Annotated in this window: 19 protein-coding genes; 3 read left to right on the top strand and 16 right to left on the bottom strand. The window is 62.9% G+C overall.

Going from position 1 to position 16,348, the window contains the following annotated elements; all coding sequences use genetic code 11:
* Positions 1–243: 243 nt before the first annotated feature.
* The 3 genes from clpA to NLY44_RS06945 all read right to left on the bottom strand — a co-directional run bounded on the left by clpA (position 244) and on the right by NLY44_RS06945 (position 3,673).
* The gene (clpA, locus tag NLY44_RS06955) at positions 244–2,733 is read right to left on the bottom strand and encodes an ATP-dependent Clp protease ATP-binding subunit ClpA (RefSeq protein ID WP_023806096.1); all 2,490 of its coding nucleotides are present in this window, start codon (positions 2,731–2,733) and stop codon (positions 244–246) included.
* 6 nt (positions 2,734–2,739) lie between these two features.
* Complete coding sequence (gene clpS / locus NLY44_RS06950) at positions 2,740–3,066, bottom strand: ATP-dependent Clp protease adapter ClpS (RefSeq protein ID WP_023671012.1); 327 nt, start codon at positions 3,064–3,066, stop codon at positions 2,740–2,742.
* Positions 3,067–3,343: 277 nt separating this feature from the next.
* Positions 3,344–3,673 (bottom strand): phasin family protein, encoded by a 330-nt coding sequence (locus NLY44_RS06945; RefSeq protein ID WP_023671011.1) that lies wholly within the window; start codon positions 3,671–3,673, stop codon positions 3,344–3,346.
* Positions 3,674–4,013: 340 nt separating this feature from the next.
* Between NLY44_RS06945 and NLY44_RS06940 the strand changes: the two genes are divergently transcribed.
* Positions 4,014–5,408, top strand: a complete 1,395-nt coding sequence (locus NLY44_RS06940) for an SPOR domain-containing protein (protein WP_460221731.1) — start codon at positions 4,014–4,016, stop codon at positions 5,406–5,408.
* A gap of 46 nt (positions 5,409–5,454) precedes the next feature.
* On the opposite strand, the gene NLY44_RS06935 is transcribed toward NLY44_RS06940, so the two are convergent.
* The 4 genes from NLY44_RS06935 to NLY44_RS06920 form a co-directional block, all read right to left on the bottom strand.
* Positions 5,455–6,153, bottom strand: a complete 699-nt coding sequence (locus NLY44_RS06935) for a DnaJ domain-containing protein (RefSeq protein WP_023693434.1) — start codon at positions 6,151–6,153, stop codon at positions 5,455–5,457.
* Complete coding sequence (locus NLY44_RS06930; RefSeq protein WP_023806094.1) at positions 6,153–6,884, bottom strand: hypothetical protein; 732 nt, start codon at positions 6,882–6,884, stop codon at positions 6,153–6,155. Before NLY44_RS06930 ends, NLY44_RS06935 begins: the two co-directional genes overlap by 1 nt.
* A 103-nt stretch (positions 6,885–6,987) precedes the next feature.
* Positions 6,988–7,425: a DUF1489 family protein gene (locus NLY44_RS06925; protein WP_023671006.1), complete on the bottom strand. Its 438-nt coding sequence runs from the start codon at positions 7,423–7,425 to the stop codon at positions 6,988–6,990.
* 78 nt (positions 7,426–7,503) lie between these two features.
* Entirely contained in the window at positions 7,504–8,907 is a 1,404-nt protein-coding gene (locus NLY44_RS06920; protein ID WP_023726659.1) for an L-serine ammonia-lyase, read from the bottom strand.
* 271 nt (positions 8,908–9,178) lie between these two features.
* Between NLY44_RS06920 and NLY44_RS06915 the strand changes: the two genes are divergently transcribed.
* A complete protein-coding gene (locus NLY44_RS06915; RefSeq protein WP_023671004.1) occupies positions 9,179–9,922 on the top strand; it encodes a DUF599 domain-containing protein in 744 nt (247 codons plus the stop codon).
* Here the strand turns inward: NLY44_RS06915 and NLY44_RS06910 are convergent.
* From NLY44_RS06910 to NLY44_RS06880, 7 genes are all read right to left on the bottom strand, one after another.
* The gene (locus tag NLY44_RS06910; protein ID WP_023688591.1) at positions 9,871–10,668 is read right to left on the bottom strand and encodes a YdcF family protein; all 798 of its coding nucleotides are present in this window, start codon (positions 10,666–10,668) and stop codon (positions 9,871–9,873) included. The genes NLY44_RS06915 and NLY44_RS06910 overlap by 52 nt on opposite strands.
* A 7-nt stretch (positions 10,669–10,675) precedes the next feature.
* Positions 10,676–11,152 (bottom strand): hypothetical protein, encoded by a 477-nt coding sequence (locus NLY44_RS06905; protein ID WP_245261400.1) that lies wholly within the window; start codon positions 11,150–11,152, stop codon positions 10,676–10,678.
* A 55-nt stretch (positions 11,153–11,207) separates the two neighbouring features.
* Positions 11,208–12,773, bottom strand: coding sequence for an amidase (locus NLY44_RS06900; protein WP_023806092.1), 1,566 nt, complete (start codon positions 12,771–12,773; stop codon positions 11,208–11,210).
* The gene (locus NLY44_RS06895; protein ID WP_023806091.1) at positions 12,773–13,228 is read right to left on the bottom strand and encodes a GNAT family N-acetyltransferase; all 456 of its coding nucleotides are present in this window, start codon (positions 13,226–13,228) and stop codon (positions 12,773–12,775) included. The genes NLY44_RS06900 and NLY44_RS06895 overlap by 1 nt, the downstream gene beginning before the upstream one ends.
* A 7-nt stretch (positions 13,229–13,235) precedes the next feature.
* Positions 13,236–13,523 (bottom strand): Asp-tRNA(Asn)/Glu-tRNA(Gln) amidotransferase subunit GatC, encoded by a 288-nt coding sequence (gene gatC / locus NLY44_RS06890; protein ID WP_023670999.1) that lies wholly within the window; start codon positions 13,521–13,523, stop codon positions 13,236–13,238.
* 110 nt (positions 13,524–13,633) lie between these two features.
* Positions 13,634–14,050, bottom strand: coding sequence for a hypothetical protein (locus NLY44_RS06885; protein ID WP_023806090.1), 417 nt, complete (start codon positions 14,048–14,050; stop codon positions 13,634–13,636).
* Positions 14,051–14,094: 44 nt separating this feature from the next.
* A complete protein-coding gene (locus NLY44_RS06880; RefSeq protein ID WP_023684673.1) occupies positions 14,095–14,802 on the bottom strand; it encodes a metal-dependent hydrolase in 708 nt (235 codons plus the stop codon).
* 163 nt (positions 14,803–14,965) lie between these two features.
* Here NLY44_RS06880 and ruvX point away from each other — a divergent pair, with 163 nt between their 5' ends.
* The gene (gene ruvX / locus NLY44_RS06875) at positions 14,966–15,472 is read left to right on the top strand and encodes a Holliday junction resolvase RuvX (protein WP_023806089.1); all 507 of its coding nucleotides are present in this window, start codon (positions 14,966–14,968) and stop codon (positions 15,470–15,472) included.
* On the opposite strand, the gene NLY44_RS06870 is transcribed toward ruvX, so the two are convergent.
* Together NLY44_RS06870 and NLY44_RS06865 are read right to left on the bottom strand one after the other, a co-directional pair.
* On the bottom strand, positions 15,390–15,731 hold the full coding sequence (locus tag NLY44_RS06870; RefSeq protein WP_023806088.1) for a DUF6105 family protein: 342 nt from the start codon (positions 15,729–15,731) through the stop codon (positions 15,390–15,392). The two genes, ruvX and NLY44_RS06870, sit on opposite strands and share 83 nt — an antisense overlap.
* Positions 15,731–16,318, bottom strand: a complete 588-nt coding sequence (locus tag NLY44_RS06865) for a hypothetical protein (RefSeq protein WP_023724363.1) — start codon at positions 16,316–16,318, stop codon at positions 15,731–15,733. The genes NLY44_RS06870 and NLY44_RS06865 overlap by 1 nt, the downstream gene beginning before the upstream one ends.
* Positions 16,319–16,348: the final 30 nt, after the last annotated feature.

Raw genomic sequence — 16,348 nt, 5'->3', positions numbered from 1 at the left:
TCGGTTGCGACATCAGAGCCGTTGGTAGAAGCAGCTGCCGCGCCGTGGATGGCTATGCGAGCGTTCTGATTTCGATCGCCATCTGGAAGGCGTGCGGGTACTTCCTGGGCAAGTTTGCACCCGAGGGCGTCGCCGCCTGACCTAACAACATCTGACCTGAAAAGCAGGGGCGCTGTGTCGGCAAACCGGCCAGCCAATGAAAAAAGGGCCCGTCACCGGGCCCTTTTTTCATAGGCGAACTTTTTAGCTCTTGCGCGGCAGTTGCGGCACCAGGCTGCGCTTGCCGCCATCCTTGCCCTTGGGCTCAGGCTCGTCCTTGCCCTTGGGCTGAGGCTTCTGGGCCACCGCCTTCTTGGCGACGGGCTTCTTGGCCACCGTCTTGCGGGCTTTCGGCGCCTCTTCCGGCTCCTGCTTCGGCTGCACCGGGGCTTCGTCGGCCAGTGATTCGAGCTTCAGGCCGGTTTCGCCGGTTTCCTTCTTCTCGACTGTGACGCGCACCGTGCCGCCCTTCTTGAGCTTGCCGAACAGCACCTCGTCGGCCAACGGCTTCTTGATGTGCTCCTGGATGACCCGGCCGAGCGGCCGCGCACCCATGCGTTCATCGTAGCCCTTGTCGGCCAGCCAGGCGATCGCGTCCGGCGACAGGTCGAAGGTGACGCCCCGCTCGGAGAGCTGGGCCTCGAGCTGCATGACGAACTTCTGCACCACCTGGTGGATGACCGGGACCGGCAGAGAGCCGAACGGGATGATCGCATCGAGACGGTTGCGGAACTCCGGCGTGAACAACCGGTTGATGGCCTCGACATCGTCGCCTTCGCGCTTGGTCGATCCGAAACCGATCGCCGCGCGCTGCGCATCCGATGCGCCCGCATTGGTGGTCATGATCAGGATGACGTTGCGGAAGTCGATCTGCTTGCCGTTGTGGTCGGTCAGCTTGCCGTGGTCCATGACCTGCAACAGGATGTTGAACAGGTCCGGATGCGCCTTCTCGACTTCATCCAGCAAGAGCACGCAGTGCGGATGCTGGTCGACGCCGTCGGTCAACAAGCCGCCTTGGTCGAAGCCGACATAGCCGGGAGGCGCGCCGATCAGCCGCGAAACGGTGTGGCGTTCCATATATTCCGACATGTCGAAGCGGATCAGCTCGACGCCGAGCGAGGCAGCCAACTGCTTGGCGACTTCGGTCTTGCCGACGCCGGTCGGGCCTGAGAACAGGTAAGAGCCGATCGGCTTTTCCGGTTCGCGCAGGCCGGCACGCGCCAGCTTGATCGCCGAGGTCAGCGCGGTGATGGCGGTGTCCTGGCCATAGACGACGCGCTTCAGCTCGATGTCGAGGCCTTGCAGCACCTTCTCGTCGTCGGCCGAAACCGTCTTCGGCGGGATGCGGGCCATCGTGGCGATCGTGGCTTCGATCTCCTTGATGCCGATCGTCTTCTTGCGCTTGGCTTCCGGCACCAGCATCTGCGAGGCGCCGGTCTCGTCGATCACGTCGATCGCCTTGTCCGGCAGCTTGCGGTCGTTGATGTAGCGGGCCGACAGTTCCACCGAAGCCTTGATCGCCTCGTTGGTGAACTTCACCTTGTGGAATTCCTCATAATAGGGCTTGAGGCCCTTCATGATCTCGATGGCGTCCTCGATGGTCGGCTCGTTGACGTCGATCTTCTGGAAGCGCCGCACCAGAGCGCGGTCCTTCTCGAAGAACTGGCGGAACTCCTTGTAAGTGGTCGAGCCGATGCAGCGGATGGCACCCGAAGACAGCGCCGGCTTCAACAGGTTCGACGCATCCATGGCGCCGCCTGAGGTGGCGCCGGCCCCGATCACGGTGTGGATCTCGTCGATGAACAGCACGGCGCCCGGATAATCCTCGAGCTCCTTGACGACCTGCTTCAGCCGCTCTTCGAAATCGCCACGATAGCGGGTGCCGGCCAGAAGCGTGCCCATGTCGAGCGCGAAGATGGTGGCGTCCTGCAGCACTTCGGGCACGTCGCCTTCGACGATGCGCTTGGCCAGACCTTCGGCAATCGCCGTCTTCCCGACGCCGGGATCGCCGACATAGAGCGGGTTGTTCTTGGAGCGGCGGCACAGCACCTGGATGGTGCGGTTGATTTCGCTCTCGCGGCCGATCAGCGGATCGATCTTGCCGGCCTTGGCCTTGTTGTTGAGGTTGACGCAATAAGCCGTCAGCGCATCCTGCTGCTGCTTCTTCTTGCCGCCTTCCTCCTGCGGCTCGGCGCCGTTCTGGCCGCCCTGCTCGTCATCGGCGCCGCGCGGCGAGCGCGTCTCCGATGCGCCGGGGCGCTTGGCGATGCCGTGCGAGATGTAGTTGACCGCGTCGTAGCGGGTCATCTGCTGTTCCTGCAGGAAATAAGCGGCATGGCTCTCGCGCTCGGCAAAGATGGCGACGAGCACGTTGGCGCCGGACACTTCCTCGCGGCCGGATGACTGCACATGGATCACGGCGCGCTGGATGACGCGCTGGAAGCCGGCGGTCGGCTTGGAATCCTCATCGTAACCGGTGACCAGATTGTCGAGTTCGGTGTCGATATAGGTCAGAACGGTGTGCTTCAGCTCGTCGAGATCGACGTTGCAGGCGCGCATAACGGCGGCCGCCTCGGTGTCGTCGATGAGGGCGAGCAGCAGATGTTCTAGGGTTGCATATTCATGGTGCCGCTCATTGGCGAGCGTCAGCGCCTGGTGAAGCGCCTTTTCCAGGCCTTGGGAGAAAGCCGGCATGTTACCTCACTTCTTCTCCATCACGCATTGCAGCGGATGCTGATTCTGTCGGGCGAAATCCATGACCTGAGACACTTTGGTCTCGGCCACCTCGAATGTATAGACCCCGCACTCGCCCACCCCATGATTGTGAACATGAAGCATGATGCGTGTGGCGGCTTCGCGGTCCTTTTGAAAAAAACGCTCCAGGACGTGAACCACGAACTCCATGGGCGTATAGTCGTCGTTGAGGATGAGGACCCTGTAAAGGCTGGGCTTCTTGGTCTTGGTCTTGGTGCGCGTAATGACGGCTGTGCCGCGACCGGCCTCATTGCCGTCGCCGTCACTTTGCATCCGCACCACGCTAGTCGTGGCAGTCAAACCTGAAGTCACGTAATCCTGCCTCTTTCGAATCCCCATGGCGAGTTCGATATGTAGGTGTTCGATGGACGATTTTAAGCCCTTCTTGTTAGCTGACAATATGGCTAGGTGGGCAAACCGAGGCGATTTTCAAAATCGTGAACCGCCAAAGCCCCGGAATTGAAACCGGCATGAAAAAACCCGGCCACGCATCCGCGACCGGGTCTGTTTTGCAAGCCCGAAAGGCCGTGCCTGGTATTCTCGAGCGAAATTACTTCGCCTTGGCGACAATCGATTCGAAGGGCTTGTAAGCCTCCTTGGCGAGATCGGCATAGAGATCGCCGAACTTGGTCGCCTCGGCAACGAAGCTCTCATAGCTCTGCTTGGCGAAGTCGGACTGGATCTCGACCGCCTTTTCCAGCGACTTGGCGGAGAACAGCTTTTCGACCGCGGCGCTGCCGGCTTCGAAGCTCTTCTTGGTGTATTCGCCAGCTTCAGTGGCGATCGCCTGCGCGCCCTTGGAGAGCGAGGTGAAGCTCTTCAATCCGGTATCGGCAAACTCCTTGCCGTATTTCGAGAAGTCCTCGTAGGTCTGGGTCATTTGACGTTTCCCTTGGCGTTTTGAAGCGCCCTTGCCTGAGCGCGGTTGTGCAATGCACGAGAATATATTGTGCGCTGCACAAAAGTCAAGATTTCAGCGGCATCAGGCCGCGCTGCGCCGGCAACAGCTCAAATTCGAATAAAGAAAGACTCAAGCCCGAGTAAAATGGTGAACGCGCCGGTTACCATAAACGGATTGGTAACGCTGGCTGCGATAGTTTGACGACAAGTGAGGTCGGATCCCTTTGCCGCCTCCAGGGCAATGAGTTTCAAAGGAACTATCAGTGCGTCAGGCGTTGTCGGTCTTCGGTTCAAAATCCGCATCTTCCCTCAAAATGGTCATGATCCTCGCTTTGGCGATGTCATTTGTCGTTGCGGATGCCGCGTCCTCGATGGCCGCCAGGTCTTCGGCGATCGTCGTCGACGCCAAGACCGGCAAGGTGCTTTATTCGTCCGATGCCAACGGCCGGCGCTACCCGGCGTCGCTGACCAAGATGATGACGCTCTATCTGACCTTCGAGGCCATGGCGAAGGGCCGGATCAGCAGGAACACGCCCGTGCCGTTCTCGGCCAAAGCGGCGGCCGAACCGCCGACCAAGCTCGGCGTCAAGGCGGGCGGAGCGGTTTCGGTCGAGACCGCCATCCTGTCGATGGTGACCAAGTCGGCCAATGATTCGGCGACCGCGCTCGGCGAACTGCTCGGCGGCAGCGAAAGCAATTTCGCCCGCATGATGACCGCCAAGGCGCGCGCGCTCGGCATGGACGGCACCGTGTTTCGCAATGCCAACGGCCTGCCCGATCCCGGCCAGTTCACAACCGCCCACGACATGGCGATGCTCGGCATAGCGCTCAGGGAACATTTTCCGCAGTATTACGGCTATTTCTCGCAGCGCTCCTTCCTTTACGGCCGCCAGCGCATCAATGGCCACAACCGTCTGCTCGGCCGCATCAAGGGCGTCGACGGCATCAAGACCGGCTATACCCGCGCCTCCGGCTTCAACCTCGTCTCGTCGGTTTCGGATGGCAACCGCCGCCTCGTCGCCGTCGTCATGGGCGGCACTTCGGGGCGCAGCCGCGACAACCAGATGGCCGGCCTGATCAACGCCTACATGCCGCGCGCATCGACCCGCGGCGGCGGCGCCCTGGTCGCCAAGGCCGGCGGTGACAATCCGGTCAAGGCGCTGGCCAAGGTCTTCCTGCCCAAGCATGACGCGCCGACGCCGGATGGCAAGCCGATCGTTGAAGACGATCCCGTAGCGTCCAATGACGATCCGACATCCGCTGACGAGCAGTCTGCTGAAGGCCAGTCTGCCGACGAACAGACGGTGGCCGCGGTCGAAGAGCCCGCCCCCGTCGTCAAGACCAGGAAGGTCAAGACCGTCATCGTGACGGCGCCGAAGGTCGAAACTGCGCAGATTGTGGCTGCCTATGCCGAACCCACGCCTGTATCCCCACAGGCGGTCGACCCGGTCAACACGGCCTCGGTGCCGGCTGGTTGGGCGGTGCAGGTGGCGTCGTCGCCCAAGCAGTCCGAAGCCCAGGCTTTCCTCGACAAGACCGCCAAGCTGGCGCCCAAAGTTCTTGGGGCTGCTTCCGGTTTCACCGTCGCCTTCGAAAAGGATGGCGAGACCTATTACCGCGCCCGGTTCGGCGGCTTCCGCTCGAAGGACGCGGCCTGGAATGCCTGCAATGCCCTGAGGAAAAAGAAAATCGCCTGCTACGCCGTCCAACAGTAGGGCGGCGTCGGAACCATCTCCCGGAAATTTACTGCGTCGAAGGAGACTAGTTGTGATTGGAGAGCAAGACGTCCTTGGCTTCGTTGATCCGCGCCGCCAGGAAAGACGTGCCGCCGATGTCGGGGTGCAGGCGCTGCATCAGGCGGCGGTGCGCCTTGCGGACATCCGCCGCGGCGGCCCCCGCTTCAAGACCAAGGATCTTGTAGGCCTCCTCCTTAGTCATGGCGCCCGCACCTGGCGCAACACCCAGCCCTTCGCCACCGTTCGCCTCAGCGTCTTTGCGCCAGACGGGAAAACGGCCGTCAAGATACGTCTCTAGGAGTTGGCGGCTCTCCGGGTCGCCGGGGAGTTCGCGGTAAAGCTGCTGCAGCTCGGCCAGGCCCATCGCGCCCAGCATCTTGCCTTCATGGCGGCCGGCCAGAACCAGGCCTTCAAGCCCGCCCGTATCGTGATCAAGCTCCATTTCCAGTGCGGCGGTCCGCACCGTCGAGCGCTTGCCGGGCGCCGGCCCGAGCGACGGCCGCTTCATTCGCATCGAACCGTACCACGCAAGGGCCGCGGCCAGAATGAGGCCGGCAATGCCTTCGCGCCCGACCACCAGCACGGCGAGCCCGACCAGCGCCAGAAGCACCGGCCCGAGCGTGCGCATGCCGCTTGCCAGTTTTTGCGCATCGGCGCGGACAAAGATCGTCGCCGCGCCGAGCAGCACCAGAAACAGTGCAACAAGTGCAATGATAGCGCCCATCAATTCCCGCCGCCCCTGAGATGCTCGATCAGCAGCCGGTCTCCCGGCCTGTCCCTTGCCTCGAGCGCCTTCAATCCACCCGTCGCATAGACGGCGACCGCCGAAAGCAGCCCGGCCAAGGTCGCGGCGGCCCGCCGATCAAATCGGAACCAAGCCCCTTTGGACAGCCGCGCAATCTCCTTGAACGCCTTTTCTGCGCCGGGATCATGGCCTTCCTGGAAGACGAAGACGGGAACGCCGTGCAGACCGAGGCTGCCGGCCTTCTGCGCCAGGTCGTCGATATCCTCTTCCATGGCGTCGCCGATATAGACCAGAGCATTGACCTTGGCCGCCGCCGTTTCCTTCAGCGCATGCGCCAGCACCTTGCCGATCTGGGTGTGGCCGGCACGGCAGTCGATCCGCGTCATCAGCTGCTTCAGGGCATTGGTGTCGGCGACAAAAGCCGACGAGCGGCACTCGCCCAACCCGCGAAAATAGGCCAATTGGACACTGAGGGTGCCGGCCTTGCCGACGGCGTCGAACATTTCGCCCTGCAGCTTGGTGGCGAGATCCCAGGTCGGCTGGCGGCTCATCGTGGCGTCGAGCGCAAGGATCAGCCGCCCGCAGCCGGTCGCGGACGCGGCAAGCGTCCGGGCCTGACGGATAAAGGCGTCGATCTCGCCGGCATTGGATTGAGGCTTGACCGGCGCAGGATCGGCCCTGGCGGGCACGCGCTGCTTCTTGTCGCTCATAAGAAGCAAGATGTGGCGTTGTCGGCTCCCTTGCAAGTCCAGCCTTGGACAAGATGAAGGGCCAGCGCTCGACGCTCTGGGAGAAGCGGCCGCGCCCTTGGCTCTACAGCAAGCCCAGATCGGCGAGCTCGCGCTTCAGTTTCGGCGGCATCTCGACCATTCCGGCCTTGCCCTTGCCGATATCTGCGGGCGCATCCGAAGGTTTGAGATAACGCCAGCCCTGGAAGGCGCGGCGCGGCTGCCAGTCGGTGCGCACCACGTCGAGGTCGAGCATCAGGCGGCAACGGCCGATGCCTTCGTCGTCCGTGAAGGGCCTGATATCAGTGATCAGCTGGCGGCATTGCACGCTGCCCTTGATCACCCAATAAAGCGAACCGCCATCGGTGACCTCGGCGCCGCGCGTCGGCACCATGCGGGTGGTGTGCCAGTGCTCGGCGGGTTCGCCGGCGCGGCGGCGCTCATCGAGGCGGAAGGCGATCCATTCTTCGAGGTCCTCGACGCTGTCGCAACCGACGCACAGTTTTAGGAGATTGAGTGCCATCGCTTAAGGTTTAGTCCGGCGCGCGATTGCGTCAACGGCCCTGCCCGACTTCTCCACAGTGCCAGTGGCGTTGCACGGTCAGCATTCCACGACATTGACGGCGAGCCCGCCAAGGCTGGTTTCCTTGTACTTCTCGTTCATGTCGAGGCCCGTCTGGCGCATTGTTTCGATCGCGGCGTCGAGCGGCACGAAATGGACGCCGTCGCCTTTGATCGCCAGAGAGGCGGCGGTGACCGCCTTGACGGCGCCGAGCGCGTTGCGCTCGATGCAAGGCACCTGGACCAGACCGCCGACTGGATCGCAAGTCATGCCGAGATGATGTTCGAGCGCGATTTCGGCGGCGTTCTCGACCTGCTCGGGCGTGCCGCCCATGACGGCGCAGAGACCCGCGGCAGCCATCGCCGAGGCCGAACCGACCTCGCCCTGGCAGCCGACCTCGGCGCCGGAGATCGAGGCATTGGTCTTGATGATGCCGCCGACGGCGGCGGCCGTGAGCAGGAAGTCGCGGATGCTCGGCTGGTCGGCCTCGGGGTGGAAATGCAGCCAGTAACGCAGCACCGCCGGCAATGTGCCGGCCGCGCCATTGGTCGGCGCGGTGACGACGCGTCCACCGGCGGCGTTCTCTTCGTTCACCGCCATGGCGTAGATCGACAGCCAGTCATTGGCCAGCAAAGGGTTGGGCTTGTTCTGCTGCCATTGCTCCTGCAGCTTGTCGTGCAGCATGCGGGCACGACGGCGCACTTTCAGCCCGCCCGGCATGATGCCGTCCTGCGACAGGCCGCGGTCGATGCAGCCCTTCATGGCGCCCCAGATCGCATCAAGGCCGTTGTCGAGCTCCTCGCGCGACATATGTGTCTCTTCATTGACGCGCTTCATGTCGGCGATAGACAGGCCGCTTTTGCCTGCCATCTTCAGCATCTCGACGGCGTTCTTGAAGGGATAGGGCACCTTCTTGCCTTCTGTGGTCACCGAGCCCTTGACCTTCATCCGCTGCAGCTCTTCCTCGGACACCACGAAGCCGCCGCCGATGGAATAATAGATGCGCTTGAGCAGCAGCCGGTCGCCGGCATCGTAAGCGTAGAAGGCCATGCCGTTGGCGTGGCCGGTGAGCGGCGTCTTGCGGTCGAGCACCAGATCCGTCGCCGGATCGAAGCGATAGGAGGGATGGCCGCGTGGCGATATCCGCTTCTCGGCGGCGATGCGCGTGGCGATTCCCTCGGCCTGATCGGGATCGACCGTCTGCGGTGTCAGGCCAGCAAGTCCGAGGACAACGGCGCGATCCGAGCCATGGCCGATACCGGTATAGGCGAGCGAGCCGTGCAGGCTGGCGCCAATGCGATCGACCTTGACGCCGGCCGGGCGCGGCCAGTCATCGCCGGCGATCTCGTCGAGAAACCGCCGCGCCGCTGTCATCGGTCCCATCGTGTGCGAACTCGACGGTCCGATGCCGATCTTGAACAGGTCGAAAACCGAAAGAAACACGCTGCGCCGTCTCCGGGAATGGGATCAAGACCTACATATAGGACTTTCCATGATGTTTGTGCTGTTTTGCGGATTGCGGCGCTGCACCTGCCGACCTTGTTTGCTCCGGCAGCGACATCACCGGCTGAAAGCGCGTCGCGCTGAAACGGATTCATGCGACGCGCTTTAAGTTCTTGTTTCAATGCATGTCGTTGTCCCAGAACCGCAGCTCACCTCTGGGCGGCATGCATTGAGCATCGAACTGACCGCTTTGCCTGTGGTAAAAGGGGGCATGGGCGATTCCTTCCATCTGTCGACGGCTGATCTGGCGGCGCTGGCTTTCTTCCTGCTCGCATGGTTGCTGCATACGCTGGCGTCCGACGGCAGACTGGTCAGCCGGGTGTCGTTGACGATGGCCATGAACGTGCAGCGCGAGGCCTGGATGCGCACCATGGCCGAGCGCGAAATCCGCATCGTCGACACCGCCATCATGAGCGGCCTGCAGCAAGGCACCGCCTTTTTCGCCTCCAGTTCGCTGATTGCGCTCGGTGGCTGTTTCGCGCTGCTTGGCGCCTCGGATCAGGTCCTTGCCGTGCTGAACGACCTGCCGTTGAACGCGACCTCATCGCGCTCCGCCTTTCAGATCAAGGTCTTTGGCCTGGTGCTGATCCTGGCCTTCGCCTTCTTCAAGTTCGGCTGGGCCTACCGTCTCTTCAACTACTGCACGATCCTGATCGGCGCGGTGCCGATCCCCTATGGCGAGGCGTCACGCAACCCGGTCAGCGAAACGGCGGTGTGGCGCGCGGCGCGCATGAACATGCTGGCCGGCAAGCATTTCAATTCAGGCCTGCGCGCGGTGTTCTTCTCGATCGGCTATCTCGGCTGGTTCGTCGACCCGATCGTGTTCGTGCTGTCGACGCTGCTGCTTCTGGCGGTGCTGGTGCGGCGCCAGTTCTTTTCAGCGGCGCGACAAGCGGTGATCGGTCAGCCGCCCGGGCCGGGGAAAAGCTGGTCGATCCGGCCCGATAGCCAATAGGCGGCGAGGCCGATCCATTCGCGGATCGCAATGGTGGTGGTCTGCAGCGAATCGGGTGCGTTGTCGCGAAACAGGCCAAAGCCTTCCTTGCCCGAGGTGCGATAGTCGACCGGCCACGGGACCGTCTGAAAGCCGGCCTTGTCGAACAGCGCCTTGGCGCGCGGCATGTGGAAGGCGGAGGTGACAAGCAGCCAGGTCTCGCCCGGTTTCGGTGTTACCAGTTCCTTGGTGAAGACCGCATTCTCATAGGTGTTGCGGGATTTGCTCTCGAGCATCAGGCGATCGGCGTCGACGCCAAGCGCACCGAGCAGCCGCGGCGCGGTGGCCGCATCCCCCTCGCCATCGATGAACAGTTCACCGGTGCCGCCCGAGATAACCACTTTCGCCTCGGGAAAGCGCCGGGCAAGGATCGCCGCCTCCACCATGCGGTCGCCGCCGGAATTCAGCTCATAGCCGCCGCGCGCCAAGTTGATGGCGCCCTCGAAGCCGCCGCCGAGCACGACAATGCCGTCGACCTTCCGCGGCAGCGGCGGCTTTGGGAAGCGCTCTTCGAGCGGATTGAGCATCATGGCGCCAAGCGACGTCCAGGCCGACAGCGCCAGAATCAGGAAGGCGAACACACTGCCCGTCGCCGCCAATCGCCGGCGGCCGATCAGCGCCGCGAGCAAGCCGGCAAGCAGCAGGAAGATCGCCAGGTTGAGTGGTTGGACGAAGAACCAGAATACCTTGGAGAGATAGAAGAACATTGCCTGCCTATCTCCAGCTCAAATTGTGACGGCCGGTGAAGTGCTCGACCGCACTCGCTACCGCTTCCGCTTCGAGGCGGCTTAACTCCCTGCCGAAAACAAGGACGCCGTTCGCGTTGGTTAAGCTGATGACTTCCGACAGTCCCACTTCGTCCGTGGGATAGGTATGGTCGAGGATTTCGACCCTAAGATGCCCTTTCAAAGGCAGTGACCACCGATTTCGCAAAGAACCCCTCACCGAGCGCACGGCTGCGGTGTCGGTCAGCCGCAGGGTTTCCCTGCCGAACACCCGCCAGATGAAATCCTTGCCCAGGAAATAGGTGAAGAGGGCAATGACCGCCACGAAGGACAGCAGGCCGAGCGTGCCGCTGGTGAGCGTTGCGGACGACGTATCCGTCAATCCCATGTAGCCGGTGTAGGCGACGATCGCGGCCCCGATCAGGACAAAGACGGTCCTGAAATCCGAGGTGCGTGGCGGGTTCATGATCAGCAGTTCGTTTCCCGTCTCGACGATGGAAATGCGAGACGGAGGCGGCATGCTACCACCACTTCTCCGGCTGGAAGGTTCCCGCCGCCTGCTCGATGACGGCGGCTGTCTGGAACAGGGTTTCCTCGTCGAAGGGACGGCCAATCAGCTGCAGGCCGAGCGGCAGGCCCTTGGCATCGAGGCCGGCAGGCACGGCAATGCCCGGCAGTCCGGCCATGTTCACGGTCACCGTGAAAATGTCGTTGAGGTACATTTTCACCGGATCGGCGGCCATGTCCTCGTCGGCGATGCCGAAGGCGGCCGACGGCGTCGCCGGCGTCAGGATGACGTCGACGCCGTCGGCAAAGACCGTCTCGAAGTCGCGCTTGATCAAATTGCGCACCTTCTGCGCCTGCAGATAATAGGCATCGTAGTAGCCGGCCGACAGCACATAGGTGCCGATCATGATGCGGCGCTTGACCTCTCGACCGAACCCGGCGGCTCGGGTCTTTTCGTACATGTCGACAATGTCCTGGCCCGGCACGCGCAGGCCATAGCGGACGCCGTCATAGCGCGCCAGATTGGACGATGCTTCGGCAGGCGCTACGATATAATAAGCCGGCAAAGCATATTTGGTGTGCGGCAGCGAAATGTCGACGATCTCGGCGCCGGCATCCCTGAGCCAGGCAATGCCCTTCTGCCACAGCGCCTCGATCTCTTCCGGCATGCCGTCGACGCGGTATTCCCGGGGAATGCCGACCTTCATGCCCCTGATCGGTTTGCCGATCGCCGCCTCGTAATCCGGCACCGGCCGGTCGACGGAAGTGGTGTCCTTGGCGTCGACCGAGGCCATGGACTTCAGCATGATCGCGGCATCGCGCACGTCCCGGGCGATCGGGCCGGCCTGATCGAGCGACGAAGCGAAGGCGACGATGCCCCAGCGCGAGCAGCGGCCATAGGTCGGCTTGATGCCGACGGTGCCGGTGAAGGCGGCTGGTTGGCGGATCGAGCCGCCGGTGTCGGTGGCGGTGGCGCCGGCGCACAGGAAAGCCGAGACGGCGGAAGCCGAGCCCCCCGACGAGCCCCCCGGCACCAGTTGGGCATTGTCCAGCGTGCGCGCGGTCTTGGTGCCGCCGGCCGAAACGAAACCGCCATCGCCCTGATGCGTGGTCGGCATCACCACCGTGTCGAGGCGCGAACGCCGCCACGGATTGACGACAGGGCCGTAATAGGAGGTCTCGTTGGACGAGCCCATGGCGAACTCGTCCATGTTAAGCTTGCCCAGCATGACGGCGCCGTCTGCCCACAAATTGGCGGTGACGGTCGATTCGTAGCGCGGCTTGAAGCCGTCGAGCACATGGCTGCAGGCCTGGGTGTGGACACCTTCGGTCCCGAACAGATCCTTGATGCCGAGCGGGATGCCCTCCAGCGCACCGCCCTCGCCCTTGGCGAGCCTGGCGTCGGAAGCTTTGGCCATATCGCGCGCCTTGTCGCCGGTGACGACGATGTAGGCATTGAGCACCGGATTGGCGCGCTCGATGGCACCGAGATAGGCCTCGGTGATTTCGACGGCAGAAATCTCCTTGGCGCGCAGCTTGGCGCGCGCCTGCGAAATTGTCAGATGGGTCAGTTCGCTCATCAAAGGCTCTTTTCGTAAAACACCGACCACTCGGAATCGGGATAATCCAGCACCGGCCCGCAGCGCGAGAAGCCGGCGCGTTCATAGACGGTCCAGGCGGCGGGATGGCGGTCGCCGGTTTCCAGCACCAGACGCTTCAGCCCTTCGCTGCGCGCTAGCGTTTCGACATGTTCGACGATCTTGGCGCCGATCTTCCTGCCCCGATGAGAAGGCCGCGTGTACATACGCTTGACCTCACCGACGCGGGCATCATGGCGCTTCAGCGCGCCGCAGCCGATGGCTTGCCCGTCGTCGCGGGCGATAAAGACGGTGGTGTCGCCGCCAGCCATCTGCTCGACCGTCAGATGGTAGCAATGCTCCGGCGGCGTCAGTTCGAGCAGAGCCGCGTTGAGCTCCTCGACCAAAGCGCGGACATCGTCCTGCAGCGGCGTTTCGATCGCGATCTCGATTGCCATCGGCCGCCTACTCCACGACCTTCGGCACGAGGAAGAAATTCTCGTCAGTGGCCGGCGCATTGGCGACGATATCGGCGGCCTTGTTGCCGTCGGTGACGATGTCTTGGCGCTTCTTCATCTCCATCGGCGTCACCGATGTCATCGGCTCGACGCCGGAGACATCAACCTCGTTCAGCTGCTCGACAAAGCCCAGAATGGCGTTCAGCTCGCCGGTCATGCGCTCGGCATCCTCCTCGCTCACCGCAATGCGGGCGAGACGCGCGACGCGCTTCACAGTTTGCAGATCAACGGACATGTCTTTAGCCTTTGGGAAAACCAGATGGCGCTATAGCGGCGTGGCGCGTGCCGCGCAACATCGATCGTGCTTGGGGATAGAGCCCGTTCATGCCAGGGCGGCATTTCAGCCTAGGGCAGCGATACACCCTCGCACAGATAATAGCTGCCGCCATTGCCGGCCTGCTCGCCTTCGTCGGCGGTCGGGCGCACCGAGACGATGTCGATTTGGGTCGCGTTCATCTGCGTGATCGACAGTATATCGGGAAAGAGAAAGCCCGGCTCCTGGCAGATGGCAGTGACCGCCCAGCTCGGCGAGCGCGTCGCCTTGGCGACCTGGACGAACTCGCAATTATACTCGACGCTTTGCAGGCCGTCCGCCGACAAGATGACATTGCCGGTGTCGATCAGCGTCTGCAGCGTGTCCTTTTTGGCTTGCGCGCAAAGCTCCTGGGTCTGAAGGTAAACGCCCTTGATGAAGTCCTCGGCGGCGGATGCGGGCGACGCAGCGACCAGCATCGAAACGCAAAGAGTCTCTCTCAAACCCATGGTTTAATTCCCCTTTGCGACAAGGGATCGTTTCAACGATCGCTCTATAGTGTGATCGTTTGGCCGATGGCTGGCAAGGCTACGTCGACACCTGATCCTTCGAGGCCGGCCACGAACTTCTCCGCCGTCGCGTCGATGATCGGGAAGGTGCCGAAGTGGCATGGCACGACGGTGTCGAAGTGGAAGAAGCGCCGGCAGGCCAGGGCCGCCACCGCGCCGCCCATGGTGAAGCGGTCGCCGACCGGCACGAGGCCGATCTTCGGCTCATGCAATTCCTCGATCAGCGCCATATCGGAGAAGATGTCGGTGTCGCCCATATGGTAGAGCGTCTTGTCCTCCGGGAAATGCAGGACCAGCCCGTTGGGATTGCCGAGGTAGACGTTCTGGCCGCCATCGAGCCCAAACGACGAGGAATGCAGTGCCTGCACGAATGTGGTGGTGAAGGCACCGCAATCGACGGTGCCGCCATGATTGCCGGGATTGATCTTCTTGCCGTCGACGCCCTTGCCGACCAGGTACATGCAGATCTCGTAATTGGCGACCAGCTGGGCGCCGCTCTTCTTCAGCACCTCCACCGCGCCGCTGACATGGTCACTGTGGCCGTGGGTCAGAAGCACATGGGTGACGCCTTCCGCCGGCCCCTCCCAGCCGCTCGTCCATGATGGGTTGCCGACGAGATAGGGGTCGATCAGGATGGTCGCGCCTGATGTCTCGACGCGGAAGGCGGAATGTCCGTACCAGGTCAATTTCATCGATCGTGTTCCTCGATTTTGGTTGCGCCGGAAGATAGAACGCCGGCAGCAAAATTAAAGTGACATAGTGTGCTCGCGGTTCAAAAGAACGTGTCGCGCTCTTTGTGACGGCAAGTCTGGGTCGCGATAGACTGGGTCACGGTAACGCTGGTGGGGAAAGCCGTTGGGCATCATAGCAATCGAGGATCTGCCGGCACGGCTGGAAGGCGGCAGGACGCTGGCCGGGCTCGACCTCGGCGACAAGACGATCGGTGTCGCCGTTTCCGACCGCGGCTTGTCCTTCGCCCATCCGCGCCCGGTCATCCTGCGCAAAAAGTTTTCGCTGGATGCGGCAGCGCTGCTCGCGCAGCTGCAGAAGGACAATGTCGGTGCGTTTGTACTCGGTCTTCCCATCAACATGGACGGTTCGGAAGGTCCCCGCGCCCAGAAGTCGCGCGCCTTCGTGCGCAACATGGCAGGCATAACCGAACTGCCCTTCGTGCTGTGGGACGAGCGGCTGTCGACGGTGGCGGCGGAGCGGACGCTGATCGAGATGGATTTCTCGCGCCGAAAGCGCGCCGGCAAGATCGATTCGGCGGCTGCGGCCTTTATTCTGCAGGGAGTTCTGGACCGGCTCCAGTCGCTTGACCCACGCGATCGGACGCAACCGGATTCCCCGCCTGCCGCCTGACCCAGGCCATGATGTTGCGGCGGCGGCGAAACGCCCACAATGCCATCAGCAGGAAGCCGTCAAAGACGCAGGCCCTTGCCACCATGCCCGGAATGATCGCCGGATCGATGCCCAGCATCTGCCCGTAGAGCTGGAACACGAAATCATGCAGCTGCCGGCTGAGCATGACGTAGCCGAAATTGATGTCGTTGAGCGACAGGAAGAACCAGCCCCAGAACAGAGCGAGTGGCGCGGCCCACAATGCGAACAGCGTGCGCATCAGTGACCGTCCCTGCGGCTGGAGCCGCCTCTGGGACCGCTGGGACCAATGTCCGGACGGCCGGAAATGCGCGACAGCAAGGAGCCGTGCGCGGCACCCTTGGCCATGGCATGTGCGGTGGCGCGACTCTCTGCCTCCCGCGAAACCATGACGGCGAAGACCGACCTCCGCTCGGCCAGCATGGCGACATAGGAGGCCAGAAGTGCCGCCAATTGCACGGCGACAACCAAAAACAGGCCGTTGATGCCTCGCGCCGCGCCGCCGACCAGGATGAGCGACAACACCGCGGATGCCGAAATGAAGGCGGTCCGCGCCACACTGTCGGCTCCGTCCGGGCTCGCTGCGGCGTTAACCAGGCTCTCGACGAAGACCCAGCAAAACAGCACCGCCACGACCAGCAAGGCGATGGCCAGCGGCGCCACGACGGCAGCATTGTCGAGATCGGCCAGACGAGTGTTTTCCACGACGACGCCGAGCACGCCCAGAGCGCCCGCAACGCCGCGGTTTCCATCGACACAGATGAACGCCAGCAGGGCGAAAACCAGCGCCCAGTGCAAGGCCAGAAAGGACGTCAAAATGTGCCGCATGGCATTCCTGCTTTGGTGACAAAGACAGTG

This window comes from Mesorhizobium sp. C089B (assembly GCF_030323125.1).
Taxonomy (GTDB): Bacteria; Pseudomonadota; Alphaproteobacteria; order Rhizobiales; family Rhizobiaceae; genus Mesorhizobium.
This window is presented reverse-complemented; position numbering and strand designations above follow the sequence as displayed.